Source organism: Variovorax sp. IB41, assembly GCF_016405905.1.
In the GTDB taxonomy this organism is placed as follows: domain Bacteria; phylum Pseudomonadota; class Gammaproteobacteria; order Burkholderiales; family Burkholderiaceae_C; genus Variovorax.
This window is the reverse complement of sequence record NZ_JAEFCB010000007.1, coordinates 12,427-37,378: the sequence shown is the minus strand read 5'-3', so window position 1 is coordinate 37,378 and position 24,952 is coordinate 12,427. Positions and strand designations below refer to the sequence as shown.

Genomic DNA, 24,952 nt, shown 5'->3' with positions numbered 1-24,952 from the left:
GGTAGTTATATAAGAGTTGGCCGAGTTAATTTTTGCGGCAGTGCAGCGAGTGCCCGGCCTATTGGCTGCTAGTTTTTTGGAGTGAGCCGGGTCTTTGGATTTTTTTGTGAAGGGACCTGTTAGATCAATCGATTTTCTCGAAGACTGTAATACCTTCCATATTCAATTAGGATGAAATCTCTCAGCGGCATATCAAGCAATGTCCCAATAGAAACCAGTCGCTCCGCAAGCACCATGTCATCCATCGTCGGGTTGCAGTCACCCCAAGGATGGTTCTCTACAACGATCAGCGAAGTGGCCCCAGCGAGGATCGCGTTGCGATAGATCTCTACCGCCTTGAGCACGACGGTTTTCGCACTGCCAATCGCAGCAGTCTCGTACGAAAGAATCTCCATCTGAGAATTCAGATGCAGTCCGACGACCTTCATCTTCGGTTCGTCCTGCAAGTGTTTGAACAGCGCGTAGACCTGCTCAGGGCTTTGCGCGGGCTTGTTGATCAGGTCGTCATCCACCTGCCTCCGCTTGAACGTGACCTTGAGTTCCTTCAAGTAAGCCATCTTCAGTTCCTCCCTCTCGCGGTGCCCGCGTATTGATAGTGCGCAGGATTTTGCGGCCGCCCACTGCCGCTCCTGCGCCTTCCCCAGCGAGGAAATTGCCAGATGCGCGAAGCATTTGTTACTTCTTGACGCCGGTGATAGGTACCCCGACTCAAACCCTCCCGCCCGAGAGGCAAAGCGGTACCACGCCACAAAAATCCGGCGCATTTGGGGTACTCCCGCCCGGGTATATGCGTAACCGGTACGCGTACTTACATTTTTCACTTGCAAGCGAGAAATCAACGGCGCGCGGAGGGAGGAGCAAGCAATTGCTGCTGCATTCGGGCGCCTGGCCCGATCAATGACCGCAAAACACGTTGAAGCCATGAACAAAATCTTCCGGACCCTTTGGAATCCCGCGCTGGCCACCTGGGTGGCCGCGCCGGAAATCTCGCGCGGCCCTTCGCGCTCGTCCAGCACGGGCGGCGTGCGCGCCGTGGCGGCAGCGGCTGCGCTGCTGGTGTGCGTTGTGCCGGTGCTCGCCGCCGGCGGCGCGGGCGGCGTGCCGGTCGGCGAGACGACGCTGAACGGCGGCGCGGGCGGCAGCGATGGCGCCGGGGGCAGCGGCGGGCTCAACGACAGCACGATCGGCGCGTTCGGCGGCGCGGGCGGGGCGTCGACGCCGGGCGGCGTGACCGCGGGGGCCAACGCCACGACGGGCGGCTTCGGCGGCGCCACGCCGGGCAACGGCGGCGCGGCCGGGGCGGCGAGCACGCCGGCCGGGCCGGGCGCGTTCCAGGGCGACGCGGGCGGCGCGGGCCAGGCGCAGACCGGCGGGCCGGGCGTGGGCGACGGCTACGGCGGCGGCGGGGGCGGGGGCTTCCAGGGCGCGTCGATTGGCAACAACATTTCCAACTCGGCCGACAGCTACACCGGCGGCGCCGGTGGCGCGGGCGGCGACGGCTACTGGGCGGCCGGCGGCGGCGGCGCGGGCGGGTACGGCTCGATCCTCAACGGCCCGCTCGGCAACTACACGGCCACGGGTTCTTCCACAGGCGGCGCGGGCGGGCAGGGCGGCAACGCGTTCTCGCAAGGCGGCGGGGGCGGCAGCGGGGGCGGCGGGTTCTATCTGAACTCGACCAACCCGGGGCTCACCGTGAACAGCACCGGCCCCATCGCGGGCGGTGCGGGCGGCGCGGGCGGGGCCGAACTGCCGGGGCCGCGTGCCAACGCCTCGGGTGGTGGCGGCGGCGCGGGCGGCATCGGCGCGACGCTCGCGGGCGTGGCCGTCACCTTCGGCAACAGCAGCGCGATCACGGGCGGCGCCGGGGGCGCGGGCGGTGCGGCGGGCGGCGGCGCGGGCGGCACCGGTTCGCCGGGCGCTGGCGGCGATGGCGGGGCGGGCCTCGCATCGACCGGCGCGGGCGCGAGCATCAACAACACCGGTTCGATCACCGGCGGCGCGGGTGGCGCAGGCGGCGCCAACAGCAGCGGCGGACCGGCCGGCGCCAACGGCGTTGGCGGCGCGGGCGTGACGGGGGCGAACCTCGCCATCGTCAACGGCGGCGCCATCTCGGGCGGGCTCGGCGGCGATGGCGCGACGCGCGCCGCGGCGGTCGCGTTCACGGGCGGCGCCAACAGCCTCACGCTGAACACGGGCTCGTCGATGACGGGCGCAATTTCGATCGGCGCGGGCGCGACCGCGAGTGTCATCGCCGGCGCCGCTGGCCTCACCGTCAACAACGCGCTGCTGCTGGGCGGCACGGGCACCATCGATACCAACGGGCGCGACCTCGCGTGGACGGGCGCGATCTCCGGCGCCAGCGATCTCGTGAAGGCCGGCGCAGGCGTGCTCACGCTCGGCGGCGCCGACACGCACACAGGCGGTACCAATGTGGCGGTGGGTACCCTGCGCGCGGGCGCGGCCAACGTCCTCAGCGCCGCGAGCGCCTTCACCGTGGCCTCGGGCGCGACGCTGGACATGGCCGGCAACAGTCAGACGATCGCGTCGATGGCCAACAGCGGCACGGTGTCGCTGGTGGGCACGGTGCCCGGCACCACGCTCACCGTGAACGGCCCGTGGGTGGGCAACGGCGGCACGCTGCGGCTGGGCACCGCGCTGGGCGGCAGCGCGAGCGCGAGCGACCGGCTCATCCTGAGCGGGGCGACCGCCGTCGCGAGCGGCACGACCAATGTGCAGATCACCAACCTGGGCGGCCTGGGCGCGCTCACCACCGGCAACGGCATCGAGGTGATCAGCGCCATCAACGGCGCGACCACCACCGCGCAGACCACCAAGAGCGCGTTCGCGCTGGCCGGCGCGCATGTCGATGCGGGCGCCTACGAATACCGGCTGTACGCGGCCGATGCCGCCGGCGCGGGCGAGAACTGGTATCTGCGCTCGACCGCCGCGCCCGTCACGCCACCCGGTGGCGGTGGGGGCACCGGTACAGGCACGGGCACCGGCACCGGAACAGGCACTGGCGTGGGCGGCCTGCCCGTGCCCACCTACCGCGCCGAAGTGCCGCTCTACGCCGCGCTGCCCGAGCAGCTGCGCCAGGCCAGCCTCGCGATGCTCGGCAACATGCACCAGCGCACAGGCGACGACCTGGTCGCCGGCCCCAACACGGGCTCACCCACGCAGGGCTACCGCCAGGCCTGGGGCCGCATCATCAGCACCGATCGCACCATCTCGCAAGGCGGCACCGTGAGCCCCACGAGCAAGGGTCGCTTGACGGGCTTCCAGGCCGGCACCGACGTGTGGGCCGACCCGAACTGGCGCGTGGGCGTGTACGTCGGCCAGCTCGATGGCGACATGCGCGTGAACGGTTTCGCCAGCGGCCTTGCGAACCTCTCGGTCGGCAAGACCGACCAGAAGAGCGAATACGTCGGCGGCTACGCCACCTGGAAGAACAACAGCGGCCTGTACGTCGACGGCGTGCTGCAGGCCGGGCGCCACCGCTACACCGCATCGCCCACGCTGGGCATTTCCAGCGGCGGCAAAGGCAACAGCACGCTGGCGTCGATCGAGGTGGGGCAATCGTTCGCCATCGCACAGAACTGGACCATCGAGCCGCAGCTGCAGCTGGTGCACCAGCGCGTGCGGCTGGGCGACGTGGGCATCCCCGGCGCGATCGTGCAGCAGGACAGCCAGAACGGCACGCTGGTGCGCGCCGGCGTGCGCGTGAAGGGCCAGATCGCCACCGGCGCCGGCGTGCTGCAGCCCTATGTGCGCGCCAACGTGTACCGCGGCAACCGCGGCACCGACGTCGCGCGCTTCATCGGCCCGGCGGGCTTTGCGGACATCTCCACGCGCACCGGCGGCACCAGCACCGAGCTGGCGGTAGGCGGCACGCTGCAGGTGAGCGAGAACGTGGGCGTGTACGCGGAGCTGGGCAAGCTGTGGAGCTCGAGCGGCGATTCGCGCGTGAAGAGCGGGGTGAATGCGAGCGTGGGGTTCAAGGTGCGGTGGTGATGGCCTTGACTGCGTGATCGCATGATCGCGTGAAGCGCCGGCCCCGCGCCGGCTTCGACTTCGCCTTCCTTTAAAGTGCCCCTGCCTGCAACGGGCAGGCGGCACGCAAGGGAAGGACCCCGATTGAGCACGACGAACGCAGTCGAAGCCGCGGCACTGGCCAGCATCGCCGAGGCCGAGCAGGTCATCGTCCGCCTGCACGCCGCCAACGACCCCCTGCTCGAAGAGCACCTGTACGAAGCGTGGCTGCGCAAGGGCGAGGCGCTCGCCCAGCTCGGCCGGCACGCCGACCGCGCCGAACTCTGCGATGCATTGATCGCGCATGCCGATGCCGCACCGGCCGGCCGCGCGCTCTGGATCGCGCAGGCCCTCAACGCCAAGGGCAGCGCATGGCGCGCCATGGGCGAGGCCCGGCGCGAGGTGCAGGCGTATGAAGAAGTCGAGCGCCGCTTCGGCGACGCGACCACGCCCGAGGTGCGCACCTGGGTGGCCCACGCCGCCTTCCAGCGCGCCGTGGTGGCCGGCTCCCTCGGCGGCGCGTTCGCCAAGGTGGACATGGTGCGCAGCTGCGAAGACATCGTGCGCCGCTACGCCGGCGATGCGCCCGAGGCCACGCGCGAGACCGTCGCGCGCGCCCGCATCTGGCGCGGCGAGCTGCTTGCCGACCTGGAGTACCCCGCTGAATCGCGCGAGGCCTTCGATGCCGCGTGGCGCGACCTGGCCCATGCGCCCGAGCCCGCCGTGGCCGGCTGGGTCGGCCACTCGCGCATCACCCAGGCCATGCGCCTGGCCGACGCGGGCCGGCGCGTCGAAGAGGCCATCCCCATGCTCGCCGAAGTGCTCGCCGCCTACAGGGGCGATCCGCGCGAGGCGCTGCGCGAAGTGCATGCGCGCGCCGGGTTCCTGCGCGCCGACATGCTCGACGACGCCGGCGAAACCGAGCGCGCGCTGGCCGCCTGCGAAGACGTGCTGGCCACGCATCTTGCCGACGAACTGCCCGGCGTCGCGCTGCGCGCCTGCCGCGCGATGGCGTTGAAGACGCACGTGCTGTACCGCCTCGGCCGCGACGACGAAGTGCCTGCGGTGCGCGCCGCGCTCATCGCGCGCTTCGGCCATCACACCGGCGACGACATCGAGGAGCTGATGGCCGAGGTGATGTGCCGCACCGCCTACGACGCCGAAGCGCCCGAAGACGTGCTGCCCGCTTGCGACGCGCTGGATGCGCGCTTCGGCGATTCGGCGCTCGTGCCGGTGCGGCGCTGGGTCGCGCGCGCCGGCGTGGCGCGCGGCCAGGCGCTGCGCGACATCGACCGTTCGGAAGACGCTGCCGCCCAGTTCGCGGCGGTGCACGCGCGCTTCGGCAAGCACACCGGCGAGACCGACGCAGCGCTCGTCCTCACCGCGACGCGCGCCGCCATGGCGGGCGCCAGCGTGCTGCGCGGCGCCGGCCGCAACGGCGAGGCGATCGCGCTGTACGAGGCGGCCGCATCGGGCGTCGATGCGAGCGCGAGCCAGGCGATGCGCGAAGAGGCCCTGCACGCACGCCTGCAGATGGTGGCCCTGCGCGATCAGCCGCTCGACGCGCAGACGCCGATGCTCGACGCGCTGGCCGCGGATTTCGGGCGCGACCCGGTCGCGGATCTGCGCAGGCAAGTGATCGATGTGCTGTATTCGCACGCCCACGAACTGCGCGAAGCCGAAGACTTCGATGCGTCGCTCGCGGCCTACGACCGGCTGCTCGCGCTCACGGCCGAAGAGGCCGACGAGCGGGTGCTGCAGATCGTGGCGAGCGCGCTGCTCAACAAAGGTTACCTGCTGCTCAAGCTCGTGGACCGCCCGGAGGAGGCGCTCGCGGTGTACGACGAAATCGTCGCGCGCTTTCGCAACATCACCTCGGAGGCCATGCGCGACACCTTGTCCAAGGCGGCCGCGAGCCGCCAGACCTGCCTCGTCACGCTCGACAGGCTCTCGGGCGCGGATTTCGGCGGCGATTTTCCGGACCTGCGCGTCGAAAAGCTCGATGAGATACGCGCCACCATCACGCGCGGCTACGAGCTGGGCGAAGCCGGCAAGCAGCGCGAGGGCATCGCGCTGACCGACCAGGTGCTGGCCGAGCACATCGAAGCGAGCCACCCCGAGCTGCGCAACCAGTGCTCTCGCGCGCTCGTCAACAAGACCTACATGCTGCAGCAGCTGGGCCAGCTCGAACGCGTGGTCGCGTGCGCGGACGAGATGGACGCGCGCTATGGCCAGGACCTGTCGATGTCGATCCAGGAGCGCGTCGCGCTGTGCCTGGGCTACAAGAGCGCGGCGCTCGACAAGCTCGGGCGGCATGACCAGGAGCAGGCGGTGTACAGCGACATCATCGCGCGCTGGAGCGACTCCAACGTGATCGATCTTCGCCGCCGCGTGGCGCGTGCGTTCTATTGCCAGGGCCTGACCCACAAGCAGGCCGGCGACACCGACGCCGCGCTGGAAAGCTACGCGCGGCTCCTCGGGCGCGACGGCCACGCGAAGGACGCCACGCTGCAATTGTGGGTGGCCAAGGCGATGATCGACCAGGCGAGCGTGCTCGGCCAGCAAGGCGACCAGGCGGGGCGCGCCGAGGTCTACAAGACGCTCATCGGCCGCTTCGGCGAGAGCACCGACGCGCCGATGCGCGAGCGCGTCGTCAATGCGAGCGAATGGCTCGCCGAGGCGTATGGCCTGATGGGCCGGCACGAGCAGCAGTACACGACGATCCGCGACACGCTGCGGCGCTTCGGCGCGCAGATGCCCGAAGCGCAGCGCGCGCGGCTCAACCATCGGCTGGGGCCGATGACCTTGGGGCGTTTCGCGCGCAAGCTGATCGATCGCGTCAAGGGCACCAGACACTGAACGGAAGGAGCATCGACATGTGGCCATTCAAGAAGAAGAAAGAGCCGTGGGAAGACAAGTTCGCCGCCCTCGCGCCGCTGGTGCTGGCCTCGGACCAGGTGATGGGACCGAACCGGCTGCCCGTGTGCTTCGCCTACCGGGTGAAGCCGAACAACCCGTACGACTCGGGCTGGATCTTTCAGAGCGGAAGGGAGAGCCAGAAAGTGCTCGACGACAACCCGCCGAAAATCTGTCCGCTGAATTCCTTTCTCAAGATGGACCCCACGTTGAGCGCGGTCACTGACAAGCCCGTTGGGTCGGCATGGGAACGCGACAGCGCGGATGCGGCCTGGAAAGAGGTGTTCGGTTTCAAGCCGGGCGGCTGAGCCGCCGGCTCGAAGGGGTTGATGGGAAAATCGGGCGACGGATCGCTGACGCCGCCAGCACGCCACCCCCACCGCTACCCCACCGCCCATCCCCCCACACCGCATGCGCATCCACGAACTGAAACGGCGCCTCCGCGAAGCCGGCGCGGGCCCGAGCCACGAGCAGCGCATCCTGCGGCTGTGGTCGCACGCGCTGCCGCGCGACAGCGGCCGGCGACTGCCGCACAGCTTCTTTCCGTCGTCGCTGATGGAGGCGCTGCCGGCCATCGAGGCCGAGCTCGCGGGGCTCGCGCGCATTCACACCGTTCACCCCGGCGCCGATGGGTCCGAGCGGCTGCTGGTCACGCTTGCGGACGGCCAGACCGTGGAGAGCGTGCTGCTGCCGCGCGATGGTTTGTGCGTGTCGTCGCAGGTCGGGTGCGCCGTGGGGTGCCAGTTCTGCATGACGGGCCAGGGCGGGTTGCTGCGCCAGGTGGGCAGCGCCGAGATCGTTGCGCAGGTCGCGCTCGCGCGCACCCGCCGCAAGGTGCGCAAGGTCGTTTTCATGGGCATGGGCGAGCCCGCGCACAACCTGGACAACGTGATGGAGGCGATCGAGCTGCTCGGCACCGTGGGCAACATCGGCCACAAGAACCTGGTGTTCTCCACCGTGGGTGACCCGCGTGCGTTCGAGCGGCTGCACCAGGAGCGCGTGAAGCCGGCGCTGGCGCTCTCGCTGCACACGACCAAGGCCGGGCTGCGCCGGACGCTCCTGCCGCGTGCGCCGAACATGACGCCCGAGGAACTGGTCGATGCGGGCGAGCGCTATGCGCGGGCGACCGGTTATCCGATCCAGTACCAGTGGGCGCTGCTCGAAGGCGTGAACGATGGCGAGGACGAGATCGAAGGCATCGTCAAACTGCTCTCGGGCAAGTACGGCGTGCTGAACATGATTCCGTTCAACGCGGTGGACGGCGTGGCGTTCAGCCGGCCGTCGTGGGCGCGCTGCGAAGAGATCGCGCGCACGCTGCACGAGCGCGGCATCCTGACGAAGCTGCGCGATTCGGCGGGGCAGGATGTCGATGGCGGATGCGGCCAGCTGCGGGCGCGTGCGGCCGGTGGCGCGCCGGTGGTGCTTCGGCGCGGGGCGGCTGCTACTGCTGCTGCTACTGCTACTGCCGGCTCACCGCAATGAGCGTCCACACGATCACCACCAGCTGCGCGAGGTTGATCAGGATGGCGGTGATGTGCGTCTTGCGGAACCCCGGAATCGCGTCCATGTAGTTGGACTTGATCTGTTCCCCGAGTGCGTCCATCTTGGGGATGACTTTCTTGCGGAGCACGATGGCCATCGCCGCCAGCGCCGCCGCACCCGCGGCGATGCCGAAGCGCCCCGCGAGCGCGAAGCTGATCGCCGTCGCACTGGCCGTGATGAACGCGCCCACGTAGTAGAGGTTGAAGAAGCCGCGCACGAAGCGCGCATCGAGCGGCGTGTCGTGCTTGAGCACCAGCAGCGGGATGGAGCCCATGATGAAGTAGGCCGTGGTGACGAGAAGCGCCACCGTGAAGAAGAGGGCGGCGAACATGGCTGCGGGCATCCTGGTTTTCTCCATGTTGTGCGACGGGACGTTCGGCGCGAAAGGGGCCAGCGCGGGGCCTGCGAGGCGGCCATGCCGGTTGGAAAATATCCGGTGACGCGCCCGATACGGATTGGGCGTCGATCTGCCGGGACAAGGCAATGGGGCTTCCATTTAGACGCCGGTGGCACGAAGGCCGTCGCGCCGCTCGCAACGCCCTAGAACAGACCTTGCTGCGCCGTCGTCAGCGCCATGAAGCTCTCACCCATCGGCTGCAGGAGCGCGTCGGCAATCGGCTGGAGCTGCTTGCCCAGGTAGTGCTCGTAGTCGATGCGGGACTGGCGGTTCTCCATGGGCTCGGGCCCGCTTTGCGTCATGACGTACCGGATCCAGCCGCCGTTCTGGTACTGCCTGGGGCGCCCGAGCTGGGCGTTGTAGTCGTCGGCAACCCGCGCCGCGCGCACCTGCGGCGGCACGTTGACCTGGTAGGCATCCAGGCGGTGGCGCAGGCGCTTGCGGTAGACGAGCAGGTCGTCCATCTCGCCTGCAAGCAGCGCCTGTGCATAGTCCGCGACGAACGCCTTGTAGGGCTCGCCGTGGAAGATGCGCGAGAGCAGCCCCTCCTGAAACTGGCGCGCCAGCGGGGTCCAGTCGCTGCGCGCCATCTCCAGGCCGCGGTAGACCATGTCCTCCTTGCCCTTGGCATCGACGCTCAGGCCCGCATACCGCTTCTTGCTGCCCACCTCCGAGCCGCGGATGGTCGGCATGAAGAACTTCTTGTAGTGGGTGTCGAACTCGATCTCCAGGAAGTTCGCGAGGCCGTGCTGGTCGCGAAGGGATTGCGTCCACCAGGCATTGAGGTCTCGCGCCAGGGTCGCCGCGATGGCGTGCGCTTCTTCGTTGGTGTGGGTGCGCTTGAGCCAGATGAAGATGGAGTCGGTGTCGCCGTAGATCGCGGCGTAGCCTCGCTTCTCCACGAACTCGCGTGTGAGCTTCATCATCTCGTGGCCGCGAAGGGTGATGGCGGACACGAGCTTGGGATTGAAGAAGCGGCAGTCGGCCGCGCCCAGCACGCCGGCGAAGGAGTTCATGAGCAGCTTCAGCGCCTGCGACAGCGGCTCGTTCTTGTCCCGCTTGGCTTCGTCCCGCGCGCGCCAGAACGTGGTCACGATTTCCGGCAGGCAGTGCTTCTCGCGCGAGAAGACGGTGCCTTGCGGACCCTTGACGGCCATCGCCGGGTCGGCGGCGTGCGTGCCTTCCACGAGGCCCACCGGGTCGACGAGGAAGGTGCGGATGATCGAGGGGTAGAGGCTCTTGTAGTCCAGCACCACGACGGAGTCGTAGAACCCGGGCTTCGAGTCCATCACGTAGCCGCCGGGGTAGGCCTTGCTCGGGATCTCGCCCACGTTCGGCGCCACGTAGCCCAGGCGATGCATGCGCGGCAGGTAGTGGTGGCTGAACGCGGCGATGGAGCCGCCGAAGTGGTCGGCCTGCAGGCCCGTGGTCTGGGCGCGCTCCATCACGAACTGCAGCAGCTTGGCCTTCTCGAAGATGCGCAGGACCAGCTCGCAGTCGCGGATGTTGTAGTGCGCGAGCGCGGGCTTGTCTTCTTGGTAGCGCCGCTCGATCTCGGCCATCTTGTCGTAGTCGTCGCCGATGGCCTTGCCCTCGCCCAGCAGCGCTTGCGAGACGGTCTCCAGGCTGAAGGAGGGGAAGCTCCATACAGCGGCCTTGAGCGCGTCGATGCCGTCGATGATCACGCGGCCCGGCGTGGGCGCGAACAGGTAGCCCTGCTTGCCGGGGTGCGTGCGCCATTCGATGGGCCGGCGCTCCCGCCCGAGGAGAAGCGGCGCCCCGCAGTCGTTGGCCGTTTTCTGGAGCACCCGCAGGTCGAACTGGATGACGTTCCAGCCGATGAGGACGTCGGGGTCGTTCCGCTCGAACCAGTCGTTGAGCTTCTCGATCATGGCCTTGCGGGTCGGGCAATAGACGAGCGAGAAGTCCATGGGCCCACCCGGCTCACCCGGCTCAGCTGGCTCACTGGGTTCGGGTGGCGGCTCGCCCAGCATGAAGACGACACGGTCGGGCATGCCGTCCAGCGCGATGGAATAGAGCGCCTCGTGCTGGCTCGTCTCGATGTCCAGCGACACCACCTTCAGCACCGGCCGGTATTCGGGCGCGGGCTTGAGCCTGCAGTCGACGAGGGTGGCGCGGTCTGCGTGCCCTCCTTCCAGGCCTCCTTCCACCAGCACGCCGGCGGTGATGAAGCGCTCCATCAGGTAGCGGTCGTGCGGGCGCACGTCGGCTTCGAGCAGCGGAATGCGCTGCGCCTGAAGAGCACGCGCCAGGCGGCCGAGCTGGCGAAAGTGCTTCGCGTAGACGCCGACGACGGGTTCCTGCTGGAAGGTCTTCAGCTCGAGCTCACGGACCTCCATGCCCGGCATGGCCGCGAGGTGCGCCTCCACCTCTGCCCTGTGCCGGGTTGCGACGAATGCGACGGAGGTCTGCGCGGGCAGGACGACCTTGACCGGTCCGCCATCCGTTGCGAGCCAGTATTCGATCTCCGTGCCGGCCGGCGCATCCCGCCAGTGGCGGGTGAGGATGAAGCCCTTGAGTTCGGTGGATGTCACGGGCGCTGGGACTTGGGGGAGGAATCGGGTGCGGCAGGAGAGAGGGACTTGGGCGCGGCCGATTTTCGCCCGTTGCGAAGTCTGCCGTACCAGAAGCGCGCGCAACGCGTCGGCGCCCGGCTTGGCAACCCATCGCCGCCTGGGGCCGTCACGGATCTGCCTTTTGGCCCCGCGAGACTCGGTCAGGGTTTTCCCGCATCCACGGGACGACCCCCTCCAAACAACTCGCAAAGAACCAATCATGAAGACCTCGCAACTCGCCCTCGCCGCCGCACTCGCGGTGCTCGCCGTCACCACCGCCCAGGCCCAGCAATCGTCTGGCCGCAGCCGCGCGGAAGTCGAAGCCGAAGCCGTCGCCGCCGCCCATGCACCGAACCAGAACGTGACCCGCGGCTCGCGCGGTGCGGACCCGTTCGTTTCGTCGGCAGACTCCGAAGCCATGTACAAGCAGGCCGTGGACACCGCCCACGCACCGAACCAGAACGTGACGCGCGGCTCGCGCGGTCCGGACCCGTTCACCGCGCAGCGCGACCCGGCCCAGGTCTACCAGGAAGCCATGGCCACCGCCGCCGCACCCGACCAGAACGTGACCAGCGGCTCGCGCGTGAACAGCAAGGTCGTCTCGACCATGCAGAACCCGGTGCTGCAATCGGCGCAAGGCAAGTAAAAGGCAAGTCAGCCCGGCACTGCGGGCGCTGCATGCGCCCGCGCGGGCTGAATGAGGGGAGTCGCAACGTGCAAGGACTCCCGCAGAAGGGAAAAGAGAGAAGAGCGGCAGCGGCCGATGCGCTGCTGCTCGTGAGCGCTGGCCGCAGGCCGCGCTCTTCTTCCGCATCGCTCGTGCAGCGATGCGAAGGGCCCGCTGCCCCGGCGGCTCAGCCGCTCAGGCGTAAGCCTTCGAGGACAGCTTCTGCAGCATCGCGGTCTGCCGCACTTCCTCGGAATCGCGCAGGCTCTTGGCGGCGCGGGCGGCCACATAGGCCACGTACAGGGTCTCGATGGCCTTGGCCCAGTCGTGCGCCTTCTGGGAAATGCCTTCGGGTTTGACGGCCGCTCCTGTCACGGCGTTGGTCGAGAGATCGTCGTCCGGTCGCGCCGGCACGTCGAACCCCACCTTGCTGAGGATGTTGGCTTTCTGAAGGATGGTGAGCATTCGGTTGCCTCTCTGATTTCTCTCTCTGATCGCTTTGCATTAGCAGATTAGTGCTACTCGGTGCGGGGCGCTATCAGCCGAATGACGTATGCGCCTGTCGTCCAACACCGGGTTCCCCTTGGCTGCTTTCAAGTTTCGTGCCATGAACAAACGGGCCGGCCTCCCGGCGGCGCGCGTTCGTTGCATGGAGTGTCTCTTGCGCATGACCCCTAGTTGGGTCGCAGGCCCCGCAGAACGATCAGGACTTACCCTGAATGACGGATTCAGGCGGCCGTGTGCTGCCACACGAGCGTGGCGGCGGTCAGGTCTTCGAGCGCACTGCCGACGGCCTTGAACACGGTGCGTTCCGCATCACCGTGGCGGCCCGCGCGTTCGCCGCGGCAGAGGTCGGCGAGCGTGCCCTGCACCTCCGGCGCGCGCAGGGTGCCGGCCGCGATCGCATCGAGCAGGTCGCCCGATTTCTGCAGGGCCTCGTTCGTGTCGATGAAGGTGCGCGCGCCCGCGAAGCACTGCACGTCGGCCTCGCGCATCGCGGGCGTGAAGCTGCCGATGAGGTCGAGGTGCGAGCCCGGCACGAGCCATTCGCCGCGCACCAGTGGGGAAGTGGCCAGCGTGGCGCAGCTGACGATGTCGGCACTACGCACCGCCGCTTCAAGATCGACCGCGGCCTGCGCGTTCCAGCCCTCGGCACGCAGCTGCGCGGCCAGCGCCTCGGCGCCTTCGGGGCGATGGTTCCACACGGTCACTTCGTCGAGGGGTCGCACGCTCGCATGCGCGGCCGGCAGCATGCGCGCGATGCGGCCGGTGCCGAGAACCAGCAGGTGGCGCGCATCGTGTCGCGCGAGGAACGAGGCACCGAGCGCCGACGCCGCGGCGGTGCGGCGCGCGGTGATCTCGTTGCCGTCCATCATCGCGAGCGGCACGCCGGTGCGCGCGTCGTACAGCACATAGGTCGCATGCAGGCCCGGCAGGCCGCGCGCGCTGTTGCCGGGGAAGATGTTGATGGTCTTGATGCCGAGAAAGCCCGCGTCGCTCCACGCCGGCATGATGAGCACGGTGCCCTTGCTGCCGCCTTCCGCATTCGCGGTCTCGATGCCGTGCACATGGCGCGGCGGCACCTGCGCCTCGGCCGCGAAAGCCGCGCGCAATGCGGGCACGAGTTTCTCGAAACCCAGGGGCGCGCGGGTGGCGGCTTCGTCGAAGTGCTTCATGGTGCCGGCGAACGCATCGCGGCGTCGAAGAAGTCGGTCAGCGCCTGCTGGTAGGTGGTGCCGAATCGCGGTGCGGACATCGGCTCGAGGTGGCCGGCGCCCGGCACTTCGATCAGCCGCTTGGGCTCGCGCGCATCGGCGAAGAGGCGCTGCGAATGCGCATGCGGAATCACGCCATCGGCGGTGCCGTGGATCAACAGCAGCGGAATCGGCGAGATGGCCGCCACGTACTTCGACGCCGCATAGTCGTCGTTCACCAGCAGGCCCGCGCCCGAGAGCTTGTCGTTCGCGATCGACGCGTACGAATAGAACGTCGATTCGATCGCCGCCGCCTTCACGCCGGCCCGGTTGCCCGAGCCGACCACCGCGATCGCGTTGGTGCCGCCCAGGCTCTGCCCGAAGACGAAGAGGCGCCCGGCATCGACATCGGCGCGCGAGCGCACGTAATTCAGCGCGGCGCTGGAATCCTCGAACACGCCCTTGGGCTCGGGCACGCCTTCGGACTCGCCGTAGCCGCGGTAGTCGAACACGAACACGTTGTAGTCCTGCTTGGGCAGCCACGCCACGAAGCGCCAGTGCGTCGACATGTTCTGCGCATTGCCGTGGAAATGAACCACGGTGCCCTTGGCTTCCTTCGCCTCCTTTGGGCCCTGCCGGCCCACCGCGGGAATGAACCAGCCCGTAAGGTGCGTGCCGTCGGCGCTCTGGAACTGCACGCTCTCGTAGCGCAGGCCCAGCGCATCGGGCGTCTCGTAGCGCACGTGGTCGGGGTAATAGAACATCGACTGCACGCAGCCGCCGAGAAAGAGCGGCACGGCGCACAGCGCGAGCTGCCACCAGCGGCGCTTCGGTCCCGTCATGGCTCGCCCGCGGCCCGGCGGTTTTCCGCCAGCATGTTGCAGAAGAGCGCGCCTTGCTCGATGGCATCGTCCAGCGCGATGTGCGTGTGCGGCAGCTTGTCGAACCATCGTTGGGGCATCGCGCGCTTGGTGCTGTCGCGGTAGTCGAGCCTGAGCATCGCCATCGCGAACGACTTGACGTCCAGCGCCGAGTGGCTGAACGGGCTCTCGCCCGCGAAGCGCATGAGATACCAGTAGACGAACAGGAAGTCGAAGCCCGCCGGGTACGCCACGAACACCGGCCGCGCGGGCAGGCCCTTGAGCCAGGTCACGTAGTTCTGCATGGCGCGCGCCGGGTCCTGCAGGTCGGTGCGGCACGCGGCCCAGGCCTCGGGCTGGGTTTCCCACCACGCGGCGGTCTTGGGGTCGGCTTCGGCGCCGGGCAGGGTGTGCAGGTTGGCGCTGAAGGTGGAGACGAGTTGCTTGTCGGCCGTGTAGGCGGCCGAGCCGAAGCTGAGCATCGAGTTCGGGCCGGGGATGGGGCCGTCGGATTCGACGTCGGTGCTGATGTAGATCTCGGTCATGAGGTCAATCGATGTCGAGGATGGACCCGACCGAGCGCTGGAGTTCTTCGACCAGCTCGGGGTCCATGTATTTGTATTCGTCGGGAATGTCGAGCACGTGGATCGGCTTGCCTTCCAGCATCCGCGTGAACTCGGCCACGAGCCGCGACTTGTGTTTTTCTTCCATCACGAGGATCACGTCGGCCCACTCGATGTCGTCGAAGGAAACGCGGTGCCGCGCATTCGGACTCGTGCCCGCGGAGCGCGCCGAGACCGATGGATGCCGGCGCCAGAGCTGCTCGGCGGTGGGGCTGCGCCATTGGTTGCGGCTGCAGATGAAGAGGACGTTGCGCGCAGGGGTGGCCATCGGCGCGGAGGATAGCTCAGGCCTGCGCGATGCGGCTCCATTCGATGCCGTGCTTCGCCAGGTACTTGCGGAGGCGATCCGCATCGTTCACCACACTGCGCTGTTCGCGCGAGGCCTGGAAGAGCTGGCGCCCTGCATCCGACAAGCTGCGCGCTTGCCGGCACACGCGCACCACCGCTTCGAGCTGCAGCCGGTCGAACAGGTCGAGCGCCGTTGCACGCTCTTCGCCCAGCAAGGCGTCCAGATCCACATCGCCATTCACTGCAGCAGCGGCGGCCGGCCCTCCGTGCTTCCAGAGCCACCGCAGCCGTGCGATCTCGGCCTCGACCAGTGCGACAGGAATCCGCCCGCCATCCGCCAGCGTCGCGAGCCGCGTCACGCTCGCCGAGAGATCGCGGAAGTTGCCGCTCCAGATCGCCTCGCCGCTCTGCGCGAACCGCAGGTAGGCCGTGCGCGCCTCGGCGTTGAAGCGCACGACGCGGTGGTTCTCGGCCGCGTGGATGGCCAGCAGGTGATCGACGTTGGGCTCGATGTCTTCCGGCCGCTGCGCGAGGCCGGGCAGGTCGTAGGTCCAGAGGTTGATCCGCGCGAACAGGTCTTCGCGAAAACGGCCCTCTGCCACATCGCTGCGCAGATCACGGTTGGTGCCTGCGATCAGCTGGAAGTCGCTCTCCACTTCCTTGTCCGCGCCGACGGGGAAGAAGCGCTTCTCCTCGATGGCCTTGAGCAGCATCGCCTGCTCGTCGGGCCCGAGCTCGCCGATCTCGTCGAGGAACAGCGCGCCCTGGTTCGCAGTGCGCAGCAGGCCGGGGCGATCGCTCGCGGCCCCGGTGAAGGAGCCCTTCTTGTGCCCGAACAAGGTGGACGCCGCACCGTCGCCGCGCAGCGTGGCGCAGTTCACCTCGACGAAGGGGCCGCTCATCTGGTGCCGCGCCTGCTTCAACTCGAACATGCGCCGCGCGAGGAACGACTTGCCCGCGCCCGTCGGCCCGACGAGCAATATCGGCGCGCGCGAGCGCACGGCCACGCGCTCGATCTCGTCGATCAGCGCGTTGAAGCGCGCGTTGCGCGTGGCGATGCCGCTCTTGAGGAACGCGACCGCATCGCGCTGCTCCGCGTCGAAGCGCCGCGCGATCACGTCGTAGCGCGAGAGGTCCAGGTCGATCAGCGTGTACTTGCCGGCCTCGCCCTCGCGCTGCTTCTTCGGCGGCGACGTTTGCGCGAGCACGCCCGGCACCACGCGCGATTCGGACAGCAGGAACATGCAGATCTGCGCGACGTGCGTGCCGGTGGTGATGTGCGTCCAGTACTGCTCCCGCTCGGTGTCGAAGGTGTAGGCGCGCGCCCAGTCGTACAGGCGGCTGTAGACCTCGCCGAAGTCCCAAGGGTCTTCGAGGTCGAGCGGGACGAGGTTGACGGTGGTTTCAGGCGACACGGTGGCGATGTCGGCCTTGACCACTTCGGCCAGTGCCTTGTGGCGCAGCGTGTAGAGCAGCTCCATGCGCGAGACGACCATGTCCTCGTGCTGCGCGAGCGAGACGGTGGGGCGCCACTTGTTCCAGCGGCCCGCGCCCTTGCCGGCATCGAGCTGGGTGCCGAGGAAGCCGATGACGACGATGGGTTTCTTCATTATTTGGATAAAAGACTATCCAAAATTATAAGAAGTGCCGATTCGAATAGACGGAATTTTCTGATTCGGCCACGAACAGGTCGAAAAAACCTAATCAAATCAATGGCTTGGGAATTTGTCTATGCGCCTGGCCCGAGTTGGCACACCCGTTGCAATAAGGATCACACATCCAAGAAATCGAACGAACAAAAAGAACCCCTCAAGGAGAAGTCACATGGCGAACCTTCAACTCTTCCAGACCCTGCGCGGCACGCTGCTGCCTTCGGCCCACACGCTCAATGAAGCGGGTGGTGCGGCCTATGCGCTGTCGCCCAAGCACCAGCTGGCGCAACTCGCCGCAACCGGTTGCCTGAACAGCACTTTCTACGCACAAGCCCAGGACCAGCTCGATACCGTGCTGGCCCTCGCCCGCGAAATCGATCCGGTGTTCGTTGCCAAGACGGCCGTGTACGCACGCCGCGCTGGCCACATGAAGGACATGCCCGCGCTGCTGGCCGCAACGCTGGCGGTGCGCGACGTGTCGCTGCTCGCCAAGGTGTTCCCCCGCGTGGTGGACAACGGCAAGATGCTGCGCAACTTCGTGCAGATGCTGCGTTCGGGTGCCGTGGGCCGCAAGTCGCTCGGCACGCGTCCGAAGAAGCTCGTGCAGCAATGGCTGCTTCAAGCGTCCGAGGCGCAACTGCTGAACGCCGCGGTGGGCAACACGCCTTCGCTGGCCGACGTGGTGAAGATGGTTCACCCCAAGCCCGCCGAAGCATGGCGCGCCGCGTGGTTCGCATGGCTGATCGATCGTCCGTATGCGCTGGAGGCACTGCCTCCGGTGACGCAGGCTTTCGAGCGCTTCAAGCGCGACCGCTCGCTCGAGCTGCCCGACGTGCCGTTCCAGATGCTGACCGCGCTGGCGCTGGACGCGAAGGGTTGGGCGCAGATCGCGCAGCGTGGATCGTGGCAGATGGTGCGTCAGAACCTGAACACCTTTGCGCGCCACGGCGTGTTCGAGCTGCCGGGCCTCGCCGAAGCGGTGGCCGCCAAGCTGCGCGACCCTGAGGCCGTGGCCAAGGCGCGTGTGCTGCCGTACCAGCTGATGGCGGCCTTCACCGCAACCGGCGCCGAGGTGCCGCACGCGGTGAAGGAGGCGCTGCAGGACGCGATGGAGCTCGCGCTGGCCAACGTGCCGGTGTTCGAGGGCCGCGTGGTGGTGTGCCCCGACGTGTCGGGCTCGATGAGCTCGCCGGTGACGGGCCACCGCGGTTCCGCGACTTCGGCGGTGCGCTGCATCGATGTGGCCGCGCTGGTGGCTGCCGCCGTGCTGCGCCGCAATGCGGATGCGCGTGTGCTGCCCTTCGAGACGAAGGTGGTGCCGCTCGCGCTGAATCCGCGTGATTCGGTGATGACCAACGCGGCCAGGCTGGCGGCGGTGGGTGGTGGCGGTACCTCGTGCAGCGCGCCACTGGCGCTGCTGAACAAGGAGAAGGCGCAGGCCGATCTGGTGGTGCTGGTGTCGGACAACGAATCGTGGGCCGACCGTGCCCGCGGCCGCGGTACGGCAACCATGCAGGAATGGGCGGCGTTCAAGGCGCGCAACCCGAAGGCACGGCTGGCGTGCATCGATATCCAGCCTTATGCGACCACCCAGGCGCAGGAGCGTGACGATGTGCTGAACATCGGCGGCTTCAGCGACGAAGTGTTCAAGCTGCTGGCGGTGTATGCCGCGGGTGGCCTGGGCGCCGACCACTGGGTGGGTGTGATCGAAGAGACTTCGATCTGAGTAGAAAGAGAGAGGGTGCCGTGGGCCTTGGCCCGCGGCGCCCGATCCGAAGAAATTGAACGTCGTCGTTCGGCGAATGCAGATGCGAGTACATCCAACCATGTTCTTCCTCGCATCGAATGTTTGTCGCCGAACGGGGATGAAGGTTGTTGTGCGAATGCAGGCAGGACTACATCGGGACGCCCGGGGGTCGAACCCCGACACCGGTTCGCCGGTGGGCATGTCTTGCCATCCTCGTCGCACTGTTTTTTGCAGCGAATGCTGACGGAACTACAGACTATTAATCTCGTGGTCGCGGGTTCGAATCCCGTCGGTCGAAAGACCGTAGCTCAGTGGTAGAGCACGACGTTTCGTCGATTCTTGTCGCTGCTTTTTTTGTCAGGGAGGTTGGTGTTTCCCTTGTGAATGCTGATGAAACTACAGGTGTCGCGGGTTCGAATCCCGCCTGCTTTCGCAAAGGGAGGCGGTAGCTCAGCTGGTAGAGCGGTTTCGTCTTTTCCTTGTCGCAAGGAAACGCTTTGACGGTTTGTGAGGTGAGTGCAGGCGGGTTTACAGGTAGAGCGTCATGGTCTTGGCCATGAAGGTCCCGGGTCCGAATCCCGGTCTGTTTCGGCAGGTAGCTCAGCACATGACCCGTCGCTCCTCGTCACCTCTTTTTGTTTTGGGCCACCGTGTCCGCCAGTCAGTCAGATAAAGAATAGAGAGAGAAAAAAAATGGAACAGAACTACAAACTGCATGAAGTAGCCAACGGCGTCCCCGTGAAGATGTGGACGAACGGCGTGCCTGTGGAAGACGAAGCGCAAAAGCAGCTCGAGAACGCCGCGCGCCTGCCCATCGTGTTCAAGCACATCGCGGCCATGCCCGACGTGCACTACGGCATCGGCGCGACCGTGGGCTCGGTGATCCCGACCTTCAAGGCGATCATTCCCGCCGCCGTCGGCGTGGACATCGGCTGCGGAATGATGGCCTGCAAGACCACGCTCAACGCGCGCGACCTGCCCGACAACCTGGGCCCGCTGCGCTCGGCGATCGAGCGTGCCGTGCCGCACGGCTCGAATCCCAAGCGCATGGGCCGCGACAAGGGCTCGTGGGAAACGCCGCCCGATGAAACCGATGCCGCCTGGGCCCAGCTGGTGGAAGAGTTCGACCTGATCTGCGAGGACTACCCGCGCATCAAGAACACGAACAACCACAAGCACCTCGGAACGCTCGGAACCGGCAACCATTTCATCGAGGTGTGCCTGGACGAAGCGGGCGCCGTGTGGTTCATGCTGCACTCGGGTTCGCGTGGCGTGGGCAACGCCATCGGCACGCACTTCATCGAACTCGCGAAAAAGGACGCCCAGCTGCACCAGCGCAACCTGCCCGACCAGGACCTGGCGTACTTCGAGGAAGGCGCGCAGTACTTCGGCGACTACGTGCGCGCGGTGGGCTGGGCCCAGAAGTTCGCGCGAGCGAACCGCGAAGTGATGATGCAGCGCGTGGTCGCGGCCGCGCGCAAGGTCATCGCGAAGCCTTTCGAGGCGCATGTGGAAGCGGTGAACTGCCACCACAACTACGTGAGCCGCGAGACGCACTTCGGACAAGACGTGCTCGTGACCCGCAAGGGCGCGGTGAGCGCGAAGGCCGGCGAACTCGGGATCATCCCCGGCAGCATGGGTGCCAAGAGCTACATCGTGCGCGGCAAAGGCCACCCCGAGAGCTTCATGAGCTGCAGCCACGGCGCGGGCCGAACGATGAGCCGCACCAAGGCCAGGAAGCTCTTCACCGTCGCCGACCAGATCGCCGCGACCGAAGGCGTGGAATGCCGCAAGGACGCCGACGTGATCGACGAGATCCCGATGGCCTACAAGGACATCGACGCGGTGATGGAGGCGCAGAAGGACCTGGTGGAGGTGGTCTACACGCTCAAGCAGGTGGTTTGTGTGAAGGGTTGAGAAGCCGCCCGTCGAGGCCGGCATGAGAGGGCCAAGATGAGGATCGACGAAAGGTGCATACGGCAAACCGAAGCGGAGATGGCGCGCCTGAAGCAAACCTTGAGCGAGGCTTTCGGAAAGCGCGGTGGTTCTCCCGCAGGACGGGCCGCCTGGAAAGCAGCGGCGGAAGACTTTCGTCGCTACGAGAGTCCCGTGTTCGCGCTGTGGAGCGACGAGGCGCGGGACGGGATTCTGCAAGGCGAGGGCGCATGGCGTGAAGGTGCGATGCGATATCTCGCGCTGAGTCCGCGGTTTCACCGGTCCGGCTATTTGCGCGATCGCTTGTGCCACCTGCTCAAGCGATGCGAGTTGTCCGAGAAAGAGCGCGCCGCGCTGCGCTGTGTCTTGCTCGAGACCTTGGTCCGCCGGCCTTCGACGGGCCGATTCCGCCATGATTGCCAGCTTGCGGCACGGTGGGCGGACGACAAGTTCACGGCACGCATTTGCGAACTCTCGATGCGTAAGGATGGATGGACGCGCGGACGCGCACGGCGAATGCTGGACGTGATCGAACAGAACAAGGGGCTGTGGCGCCCGGCCGACTGAGCTGAAAGAAAACGAACCTGTGCCTCAGCGCCGGGAGGAAGGAAAAAAATGATGTTGAAACTCACATTCCTGGGCACGTCCTCGGGCACCCCGACGCGCCAGCGCAATGTCTCCGGGCTGGCCGTGCAGACCGTGCTTGGTTCCGACTGGTTCCTGGTCGATTGCGGTGAGGGCACGCAGCACCGTGTGCAGCAGACGCCGCTGTCCTTGAACGACTTGGCCACCGTCTGCATCACGCATGTGCACGGCGACCATTGCTATGGCCTGCCGGGCCTGCTCGCGAGCGCTGGGATGGGCAAGCGGACGAAGCCGCTGAAGCTGGTCGCGCCGCAGCCGGTGTGGGAGTGGTTCGAGGCCACGCGCCGATTGACCGACCTGCACCTGCCCTACGATATCGGGCATGTGGACCCGGAGGCAGGGCCGCTCGTGCACGAGGCGCCCGGGCTGCGCATCGAACGCCACGTACTGCGCCACCGCGTGCCCAGTCACGCCTACCGCATGCAGGTCCAGACCCGGCGCGTGCGCCTGAAGACCGAGGCCCTGCGCGCGACCGGCCTGCCGCCGGGGCTCGCTTGGCGTGCGCTGCAGAACGGCGACGACGTGCCTTTCAATGGCGCGGTGCTGCGCAGTGCCGACTTTGCCGAGACGCATGTCGACACCGCGAGCGCCGTGCTCGGCGGCGACAACGCTGAACCCGCTTTACTGCGCGAGGCTTGCGAAGGCGCGCAGTTACTGGTGCACGAGGCCACGTACACGCAGGAGGTGCTCGACAAGGTCGGGCCTGGCCCGATGCACAGCTCCGCGCGCCTGCTGGCCGAGTTCGCGGCGTCTGCCGGCGTGCCCAATCTGGTTCTCACGCATTTCAGTGCGCGGCACCAGAACCCCGAAGGCATGGCCGCGCTGATGGCTGAAACCGAGGCCTGCTACCGCGGCCAGGCTTTTCTGGCCAATGACCTCGACGTGTTCGAGCTCGACAGCCAAGGCAAGGTGACCGTTGTCCGCGCCTGAAGACAATCAGGCGGGGCAAGAAGAAACAAACAGCTAGAGGCAGCAAGAGAAAAACCGGCATTTCCATGAGCACCGAAAAAGAATTCCTCCGCTCCGCCCACCCCATCGACCCCGCCGTGCGCGCGGAGATCATGGCCAACCTGCGCGCCATCGAAGCGAGCCACCACGTCACCGTGCTCTTCGCCTGCGAATCGGGCAGCCGCGGCTGGGGCTTCGCGTCGCCCGACAGCGACTACGACGTGCGCTTCATCTATGTGAACCGCCTGCCGTGGTACCTCACGGTGACGCCGCGCCGCGATGTGATCGAGGTGCCGATCAGCGGCGACCTGGACATCAACGGCTGGGACCTGCGCAAGGCGCTGGGCCTCATGCGCGAGTCGAACCCGACGCTGCTCGAGTGGCTGCGCTCGCCCATCGTGTACCGCGACGACGCGGTGGCGATGCCGCGTTTTCGCGCGCTCTCGGAGGCGGTGTTTTCCAACGCGCGTGCCTGGCACCACTACAGCTCGATGGCCAGGAAGAACTTCCGCGAGCACCTGCAGGCCGACGAGGTGCGCTACAAGAAGTACCTCTACGTGCTGCGCCCGCTGCTGGCGGCGCGCTGGATCCGCACGCAGCCCGGCGTGCCGCCGATGCGCTTCGCGGATCTCGCGCAGCACACGCTCGACGCGGTGCGCGACGCTGCGCTCATCAAAGAGATCGACGCGCTGCTCGAAGTGAAGATGCGCGCGGGCGAAGCCGCGACCAGCCCGCGCTGGCCCGGCATCCACGCGTTCATCGAAAGCGAGCTTGCGGCCAACGCCGCGGAGCCGATCACGCCGCTGCCGCAATCTGAAGAGGCGGGGCTCGATGCGTTTCTTTGCGAGACGGTGCAGCGCTTCGATGCGGCCGCGCACGAAGGAGGCCGCGCATGATCGAACTCGACGGCTCCCAGGGCGAGGGCGGCGGCCAGATCCTGCGCACCAGCCTCGCGCTGTCGGTGGTGACGGGCCGGCCCCTGGCCATCGAGAAGATCCGCGCGGGCCGCGCCAAGCCCGGCCTGATGCGCCAGCACCTCGCGTGCGTGAAGGCCGCGGCCGAGATCAGCGGCGCACAGGTCGATGGCGCCGAGCTCGGCTCGCAGGCGCTGCGCTTCGTGCCCGGCCCGGTGCGCGCGGGCGATTACCGCTTCGCGATCGCCAGCGCGGGCAGCTGCATGCTGGTGCTGCAGACCGTGCTGCCGCCGCTGCTGCTGGCCGGTGCGCCCAGCCGGCTGCACCTGAGCGGCGGCACGCACAACCCGATGGCGCCGCCGTTCCATTTCCTGGAGCGCGCGTTCGCGCCGCTGGTGCGCCGCCTCGGCGCCGACCTGCAGCTCACGCTGCGCCGTTGTGGCTTCTATCCCGCGGGCGGCGGCGAGGTGGAGGCGACCATCGTGCCCGCTGTGGGGGCGCTGCAGCCCTTCGACCTGATGGCGCGCGGTGCGCAGCAGTCGGGCCATGCGGAGTGCCTGGCCCCTGGCCTGCCGCGCCATGTCTCCACGCGCGAGCTCGAGACGCTGGGCGCGGCGATGGGCTGGTCCGGCGAGCAACTGCGCTTCGGTTCTGCGCGTCAGAACGAAGGCCCCGGCAATGCGCTGCTCGCCACGCTGGCCTATGAGCACGTCACCGAGGTGTTCACCGCGTTCGGCGAAAAGACGCTGAGCGCCGAGCAGGTGGCGCATGGTCTCGTGAAGGAACTGCGCGCGTTCCAGAAGAGCGAGGCGGCGGTCGGCCCGCATCTGGCCGACCAGCTCGCGCTGCTGCTGGCGCTCGCTGCGTGGCAGAGCCGCAAGCCCGCCGCGTTCACCTGCAGCGAGGTGACCGAGCACACGCGCACCAACTGCGCGGTGATCGAGCGCTTCCTGCCGGTGCGCTTCGCGATCGCCGAGAGCCGCGCGGCCTCGACGGTGCAGGTCTCGCCGGCGTGATCTCGCCGGCCTGACGGCAAGAAGACGCTGCTCGCTCAGGCGAGCGGCGTCGCGTTGGCGTACAGGCGCAGCAGCATCGCGCGCAGCGTCTTCACCTCGGCCGCGCTGAAGTCCGAGGTGGCCACCGCTTCGTAGTGTTGCGCGAGCGGAATCAGCTCGCAGGTCAGCGCCAGGCCGCGTTCGGTCAGCGCGATGCGCACCGCGCGCTTGTCGGTGTCGCACTTCTCGCGCGCCACCAGTTCATGGGCCACCAACCGGTCGACGATGCGCGAGAGCGCCGACAGGTCGGTGGAGGCGTGCGTCGCCAGCTCCGACAAGGTTTGCCGCGGCGTGTGCTGCAGCGACGCGCACACGCGCCATTCGCTCAGGCTGAGCCCATAGGGTTTCAGCGCCTTCGCGAACGCATTGCCCATGCGGGCACCAGCGCGCGCCAGCAGGAACGGAATGGCCTTCTCGAGGTCGTGATCGGGGGATAGGGTTTTCATCTAGACGTGCTTGATTAT

At 67.7% G+C, this 24,952-nt stretch carries 21 protein-coding genes; 11 read left to right on the top strand and 10 right to left on the bottom strand.

Annotated elements, in window-relative coordinates:
- Nucleotides 1-119: 119 nt before the first annotated feature.
- Nucleotides 120-557, bottom strand: coding sequence for a JAB domain-containing protein (locus tag JC881_RS14805; RefSeq protein WP_198786474.1), 438 nt, complete (start codon nucleotides 555-557; stop codon nucleotides 120-122).
- Nucleotides 558-921: 364 nt separating this feature from the next.
- On the opposite strand from JC881_RS14805, the gene JC881_RS14800 reads away from it, so the two are divergent.
- The 4 genes from JC881_RS14800 (at nucleotide 922) to JC881_RS14785 (ending at nucleotide 8,427) form a co-directional block, all read left to right on the top strand.
- Nucleotides 922-4,011, top strand: a complete 3,090-nt coding sequence (locus JC881_RS14800) for an autotransporter outer membrane beta-barrel domain-containing protein (protein WP_198786473.1) — start codon at nucleotides 922-924, stop codon at nucleotides 4,009-4,011.
- 123 nt (nucleotides 4,012-4,134) lie between these two features.
- Nucleotides 4,135-6,888: a hypothetical protein gene (locus JC881_RS14795; protein WP_198786472.1), complete on the top strand. Its 2,754-nt coding sequence runs from the start codon at nucleotides 4,135-4,137 to the stop codon at nucleotides 6,886-6,888.
- Nucleotides 6,889-6,905: 17 nt separating this feature from the next.
- A complete protein-coding gene (locus JC881_RS14790) occupies nucleotides 6,906-7,253 on the top strand; it encodes an immunity protein Imm33 domain-containing protein (protein WP_198786471.1) in 348 nt (115 codons plus the stop codon).
- A 103-nt stretch (nucleotides 7,254-7,356) separates the two neighbouring features.
- Nucleotides 7,357-8,427 (top strand): RNA methyltransferase, encoded by a 1,071-nt coding sequence (locus JC881_RS14785; protein ID WP_198786470.1) that lies wholly within the window; start codon nucleotides 7,357-7,359, stop codon nucleotides 8,425-8,427.
- Here the strand turns inward: JC881_RS14785 and JC881_RS14780 are convergent.
- Entirely contained in the window at nucleotides 8,405-8,818 is a 414-nt protein-coding gene (locus JC881_RS14780; RefSeq protein ID WP_233101804.1) for a hypothetical protein, read from the bottom strand. The genes JC881_RS14785 and JC881_RS14780 overlap by 23 nt on opposite strands.
- Before the next feature lie 209 nt (nucleotides 8,819-9,027).
- On the bottom strand, nucleotides 9,028-11,439 hold the full coding sequence (locus JC881_RS14775) for a DNA polymerase II (protein WP_198786468.1): 2,412 nt from the start codon (nucleotides 11,437-11,439) through the stop codon (nucleotides 9,028-9,030).
- Between the two features lie 241 nt (nucleotides 11,440-11,680).
- Between JC881_RS14775 and JC881_RS14770 the strand changes: the two genes are divergently transcribed.
- The gene (locus JC881_RS14770) at nucleotides 11,681-12,106 is read left to right on the top strand and encodes a hypothetical protein (protein WP_198786467.1); all 426 of its coding nucleotides are present in this window, start codon (nucleotides 11,681-11,683) and stop codon (nucleotides 12,104-12,106) included.
- Between the two features lie 216 nt (nucleotides 12,107-12,322).
- Here the strand turns inward: JC881_RS14770 and JC881_RS14765 are convergent, their stop codons facing one another.
- The 6 genes from JC881_RS14765 to rtcR all read right to left on the bottom strand — a co-directional run bounded on the left by JC881_RS14765 (nucleotide 12,323) and on the right by rtcR (nucleotide 17,202).
- Entirely contained in the window at nucleotides 12,323-12,592 is a 270-nt protein-coding gene (locus JC881_RS14765; RefSeq protein ID WP_093438423.1) for a hypothetical protein, read from the bottom strand.
- A gap of 263 nt (nucleotides 12,593-12,855) precedes the next feature.
- Nucleotides 12,856-13,803, bottom strand: coding sequence for an ornithine cyclodeaminase family protein (locus JC881_RS14760; RefSeq protein WP_198786466.1), 948 nt, complete (start codon nucleotides 13,801-13,803; stop codon nucleotides 12,856-12,858).
- The gene (locus tag JC881_RS14755) at nucleotides 13,800-14,663 is read right to left on the bottom strand and encodes an alpha/beta hydrolase (protein WP_198786465.1); all 864 of its coding nucleotides are present in this window, start codon (nucleotides 14,661-14,663) and stop codon (nucleotides 13,800-13,802) included. Before JC881_RS14755 ends, JC881_RS14760 begins: the two co-directional genes overlap by 4 nt.
- Nucleotides 14,660-15,226: an exonuclease gene (locus JC881_RS14750; protein ID WP_198786464.1), complete on the bottom strand. Its 567-nt coding sequence runs from the start codon at nucleotides 15,224-15,226 to the stop codon at nucleotides 14,660-14,662. The genes JC881_RS14755 and JC881_RS14750 overlap by 4 nt, the downstream gene beginning before the upstream one ends.
- Before the next feature lie 4 nt (nucleotides 15,227-15,230).
- Nucleotides 15,231-15,572 (bottom strand): low molecular weight protein tyrosine phosphatase family protein, encoded by a 342-nt coding sequence (locus JC881_RS14745; protein WP_198786463.1) that lies wholly within the window; start codon nucleotides 15,570-15,572, stop codon nucleotides 15,231-15,233.
- Nucleotides 15,573-15,588: 16 nt separating this feature from the next.
- Nucleotides 15,589-17,202 (bottom strand): RNA repair transcriptional activator RtcR, encoded by a 1,614-nt coding sequence (gene rtcR, locus JC881_RS14740; protein WP_198786462.1) that lies wholly within the window; start codon nucleotides 17,200-17,202, stop codon nucleotides 15,589-15,591.
- A 214-nt stretch (nucleotides 17,203-17,416) separates the two neighbouring features.
- Between rtcR and JC881_RS14735 the strand changes: the two genes are divergently transcribed.
- From JC881_RS14735 to rtcA, 6 genes are all read left to right on the top strand, one after another.
- Nucleotides 17,417-18,970 (top strand): vWA domain-containing protein, encoded by a 1,554-nt coding sequence (locus JC881_RS14735; protein WP_198786461.1) that lies wholly within the window; start codon nucleotides 17,417-17,419, stop codon nucleotides 18,968-18,970.
- Nucleotides 18,971-19,684: 714 nt separating this feature from the next.
- Nucleotides 19,685-20,908: an RtcB family protein gene (locus tag JC881_RS14730; protein WP_198786460.1), complete on the top strand. Its 1,224-nt coding sequence runs from the start codon at nucleotides 19,685-19,687 to the stop codon at nucleotides 20,906-20,908.
- Between the two features lie 36 nt (nucleotides 20,909-20,944).
- Nucleotides 20,945-21,493, top strand: a complete 549-nt coding sequence (locus JC881_RS14725) for a hypothetical protein (protein WP_198786459.1) — start codon at nucleotides 20,945-20,947, stop codon at nucleotides 21,491-21,493.
- 51 nt (nucleotides 21,494-21,544) lie between these two features.
- Nucleotides 21,545-22,501 carry a ribonuclease Z gene (locus tag JC881_RS14720; protein ID WP_233101803.1) on the top strand — a complete coding sequence of 319 codons (957 nt, stop codon included), beginning with the start codon at nucleotides 21,545-21,547 and terminating at the stop codon, nucleotides 22,499-22,501.
- A 65-nt stretch (nucleotides 22,502-22,566) separates the two neighbouring features.
- Nucleotides 22,567-23,415 carry a nucleotidyltransferase domain-containing protein gene (locus JC881_RS14715; protein WP_198786457.1) on the top strand — a complete coding sequence of 283 codons (849 nt, stop codon included), beginning with the start codon at nucleotides 22,567-22,569 and terminating at the stop codon, nucleotides 23,413-23,415.
- The gene (rtcA, locus tag JC881_RS14710) at nucleotides 23,412-24,449 is read left to right on the top strand and encodes an RNA 3'-terminal phosphate cyclase (protein WP_198786456.1); all 1,038 of its coding nucleotides are present in this window, start codon (nucleotides 23,412-23,414) and stop codon (nucleotides 24,447-24,449) included. The genes JC881_RS14715 and rtcA overlap by 4 nt, the downstream gene beginning before the upstream one ends.
- 35 nt (nucleotides 24,450-24,484) lie before the next feature.
- Here the strand turns inward: rtcA and JC881_RS14705 are convergent, their stop codons facing one another.
- Nucleotides 24,485-24,934: a MarR family winged helix-turn-helix transcriptional regulator gene (locus JC881_RS14705; protein ID WP_198786455.1), complete on the bottom strand. Its 450-nt coding sequence runs from the start codon at nucleotides 24,932-24,934 to the stop codon at nucleotides 24,485-24,487.
- Nucleotides 24,935-24,952: the final 18 nt, after the last annotated feature.

Excerpts from the sequence above, each read along its gene's own strand:
- JC881_RS14770 (WP_198786467.1), top strand. The coding sequence starts at position 11,681 with ATGAAGACCTCGCAACTCGCCCTCGCCGCCGCACTCGCGGTGCTCGCC.
- JC881_RS14735 (WP_198786461.1), top strand. The coding sequence starts at position 17,417 with ATGGCGAACCTTCAACTCTTCCAGACCCTGCGCGGCACGCTGCTGCCT.
- rtcA (WP_198786456.1), top strand. The coding sequence starts at position 23,412 with ATGATCGAACTCGACGGCTCCCAGGGCGAGGGCGGCGGCCAGATCCTG.
- rtcR (WP_198786462.1), bottom strand. The coding sequence starts at position 17,202 with ATGAAGAAACCCATCGTCGTCATCGGCTTCCTCGGCACCCAGCTCGAT.
- JC881_RS14720 (WP_233101803.1), top strand. The coding sequence starts at position 21,545 with ATGTTGAAACTCACATTCCTGGGCACGTCCTCGGGCACCCCGACGCGC.
- JC881_RS14725 (WP_198786459.1), top strand. The coding sequence starts at position 20,945 with ATGAGGATCGACGAAAGGTGCATACGGCAAACCGAAGCGGAGATGGCG.
- JC881_RS14805 (WP_198786474.1), bottom strand. The coding sequence starts at position 557 with ATGGCTTACTTGAAGGAACTCAAGGTCACGTTCAAGCGGAGGCAGGTG.
- JC881_RS14750 (WP_198786464.1), bottom strand. The coding sequence starts at position 15,226 with ATGACCGAGATCTACATCAGCACCGACGTCGAATCCGACGGCCCCATC.
- JC881_RS14760 (WP_198786466.1), bottom strand. The coding sequence starts at position 13,803 with ATGAAGCACTTCGACGAAGCCGCCACCCGCGCGCCCCTGGGTTTCGAG.
- JC881_RS14800 (WP_198786473.1), top strand. The coding sequence starts at position 922 with ATGAACAAAATCTTCCGGACCCTTTGGAATCCCGCGCTGGCCACCTGG.
- JC881_RS14705 (WP_198786455.1), bottom strand. The coding sequence starts at position 24,934 with ATGAAAACCCTATCCCCCGATCACGACCTCGAGAAGGCCATTCCGTTC.
- JC881_RS14765 (WP_093438423.1), bottom strand. The coding sequence starts at position 12,592 with ATGCTCACCATCCTTCAGAAAGCCAACATCCTCAGCAAGGTGGGGTTC.
- JC881_RS14785 (WP_198786470.1), top strand. The coding sequence starts at position 7,357 with ATGCGCATCCACGAACTGAAACGGCGCCTCCGCGAAGCCGGCGCGGGC.
- JC881_RS14715 (WP_198786457.1), top strand. The coding sequence starts at position 22,567 with ATGAGCACCGAAAAAGAATTCCTCCGCTCCGCCCACCCCATCGACCCC.
- JC881_RS14790 (WP_198786471.1), top strand. The coding sequence starts at position 6,906 with ATGTGGCCATTCAAGAAGAAGAAAGAGCCGTGGGAAGACAAGTTCGCC.
- JC881_RS14755 (WP_198786465.1), bottom strand. The coding sequence starts at position 14,663 with ATGACGGGACCGAAGCGCCGCTGGTGGCAGCTCGCGCTGTGCGCCGTG.
- JC881_RS14780 (WP_233101804.1), bottom strand. The coding sequence starts at position 8,818 with ATGTTCGCCGCCCTCTTCTTCACGGTGGCGCTTCTCGTCACCACGGCC.
- JC881_RS14745 (WP_198786463.1), bottom strand. The coding sequence starts at position 15,572 with ATGGCCACCCCTGCGCGCAACGTCCTCTTCATCTGCAGCCGCAACCAA.
- JC881_RS14730 (WP_198786460.1), top strand. The coding sequence starts at position 19,685 with ATGGAACAGAACTACAAACTGCATGAAGTAGCCAACGGCGTCCCCGTG.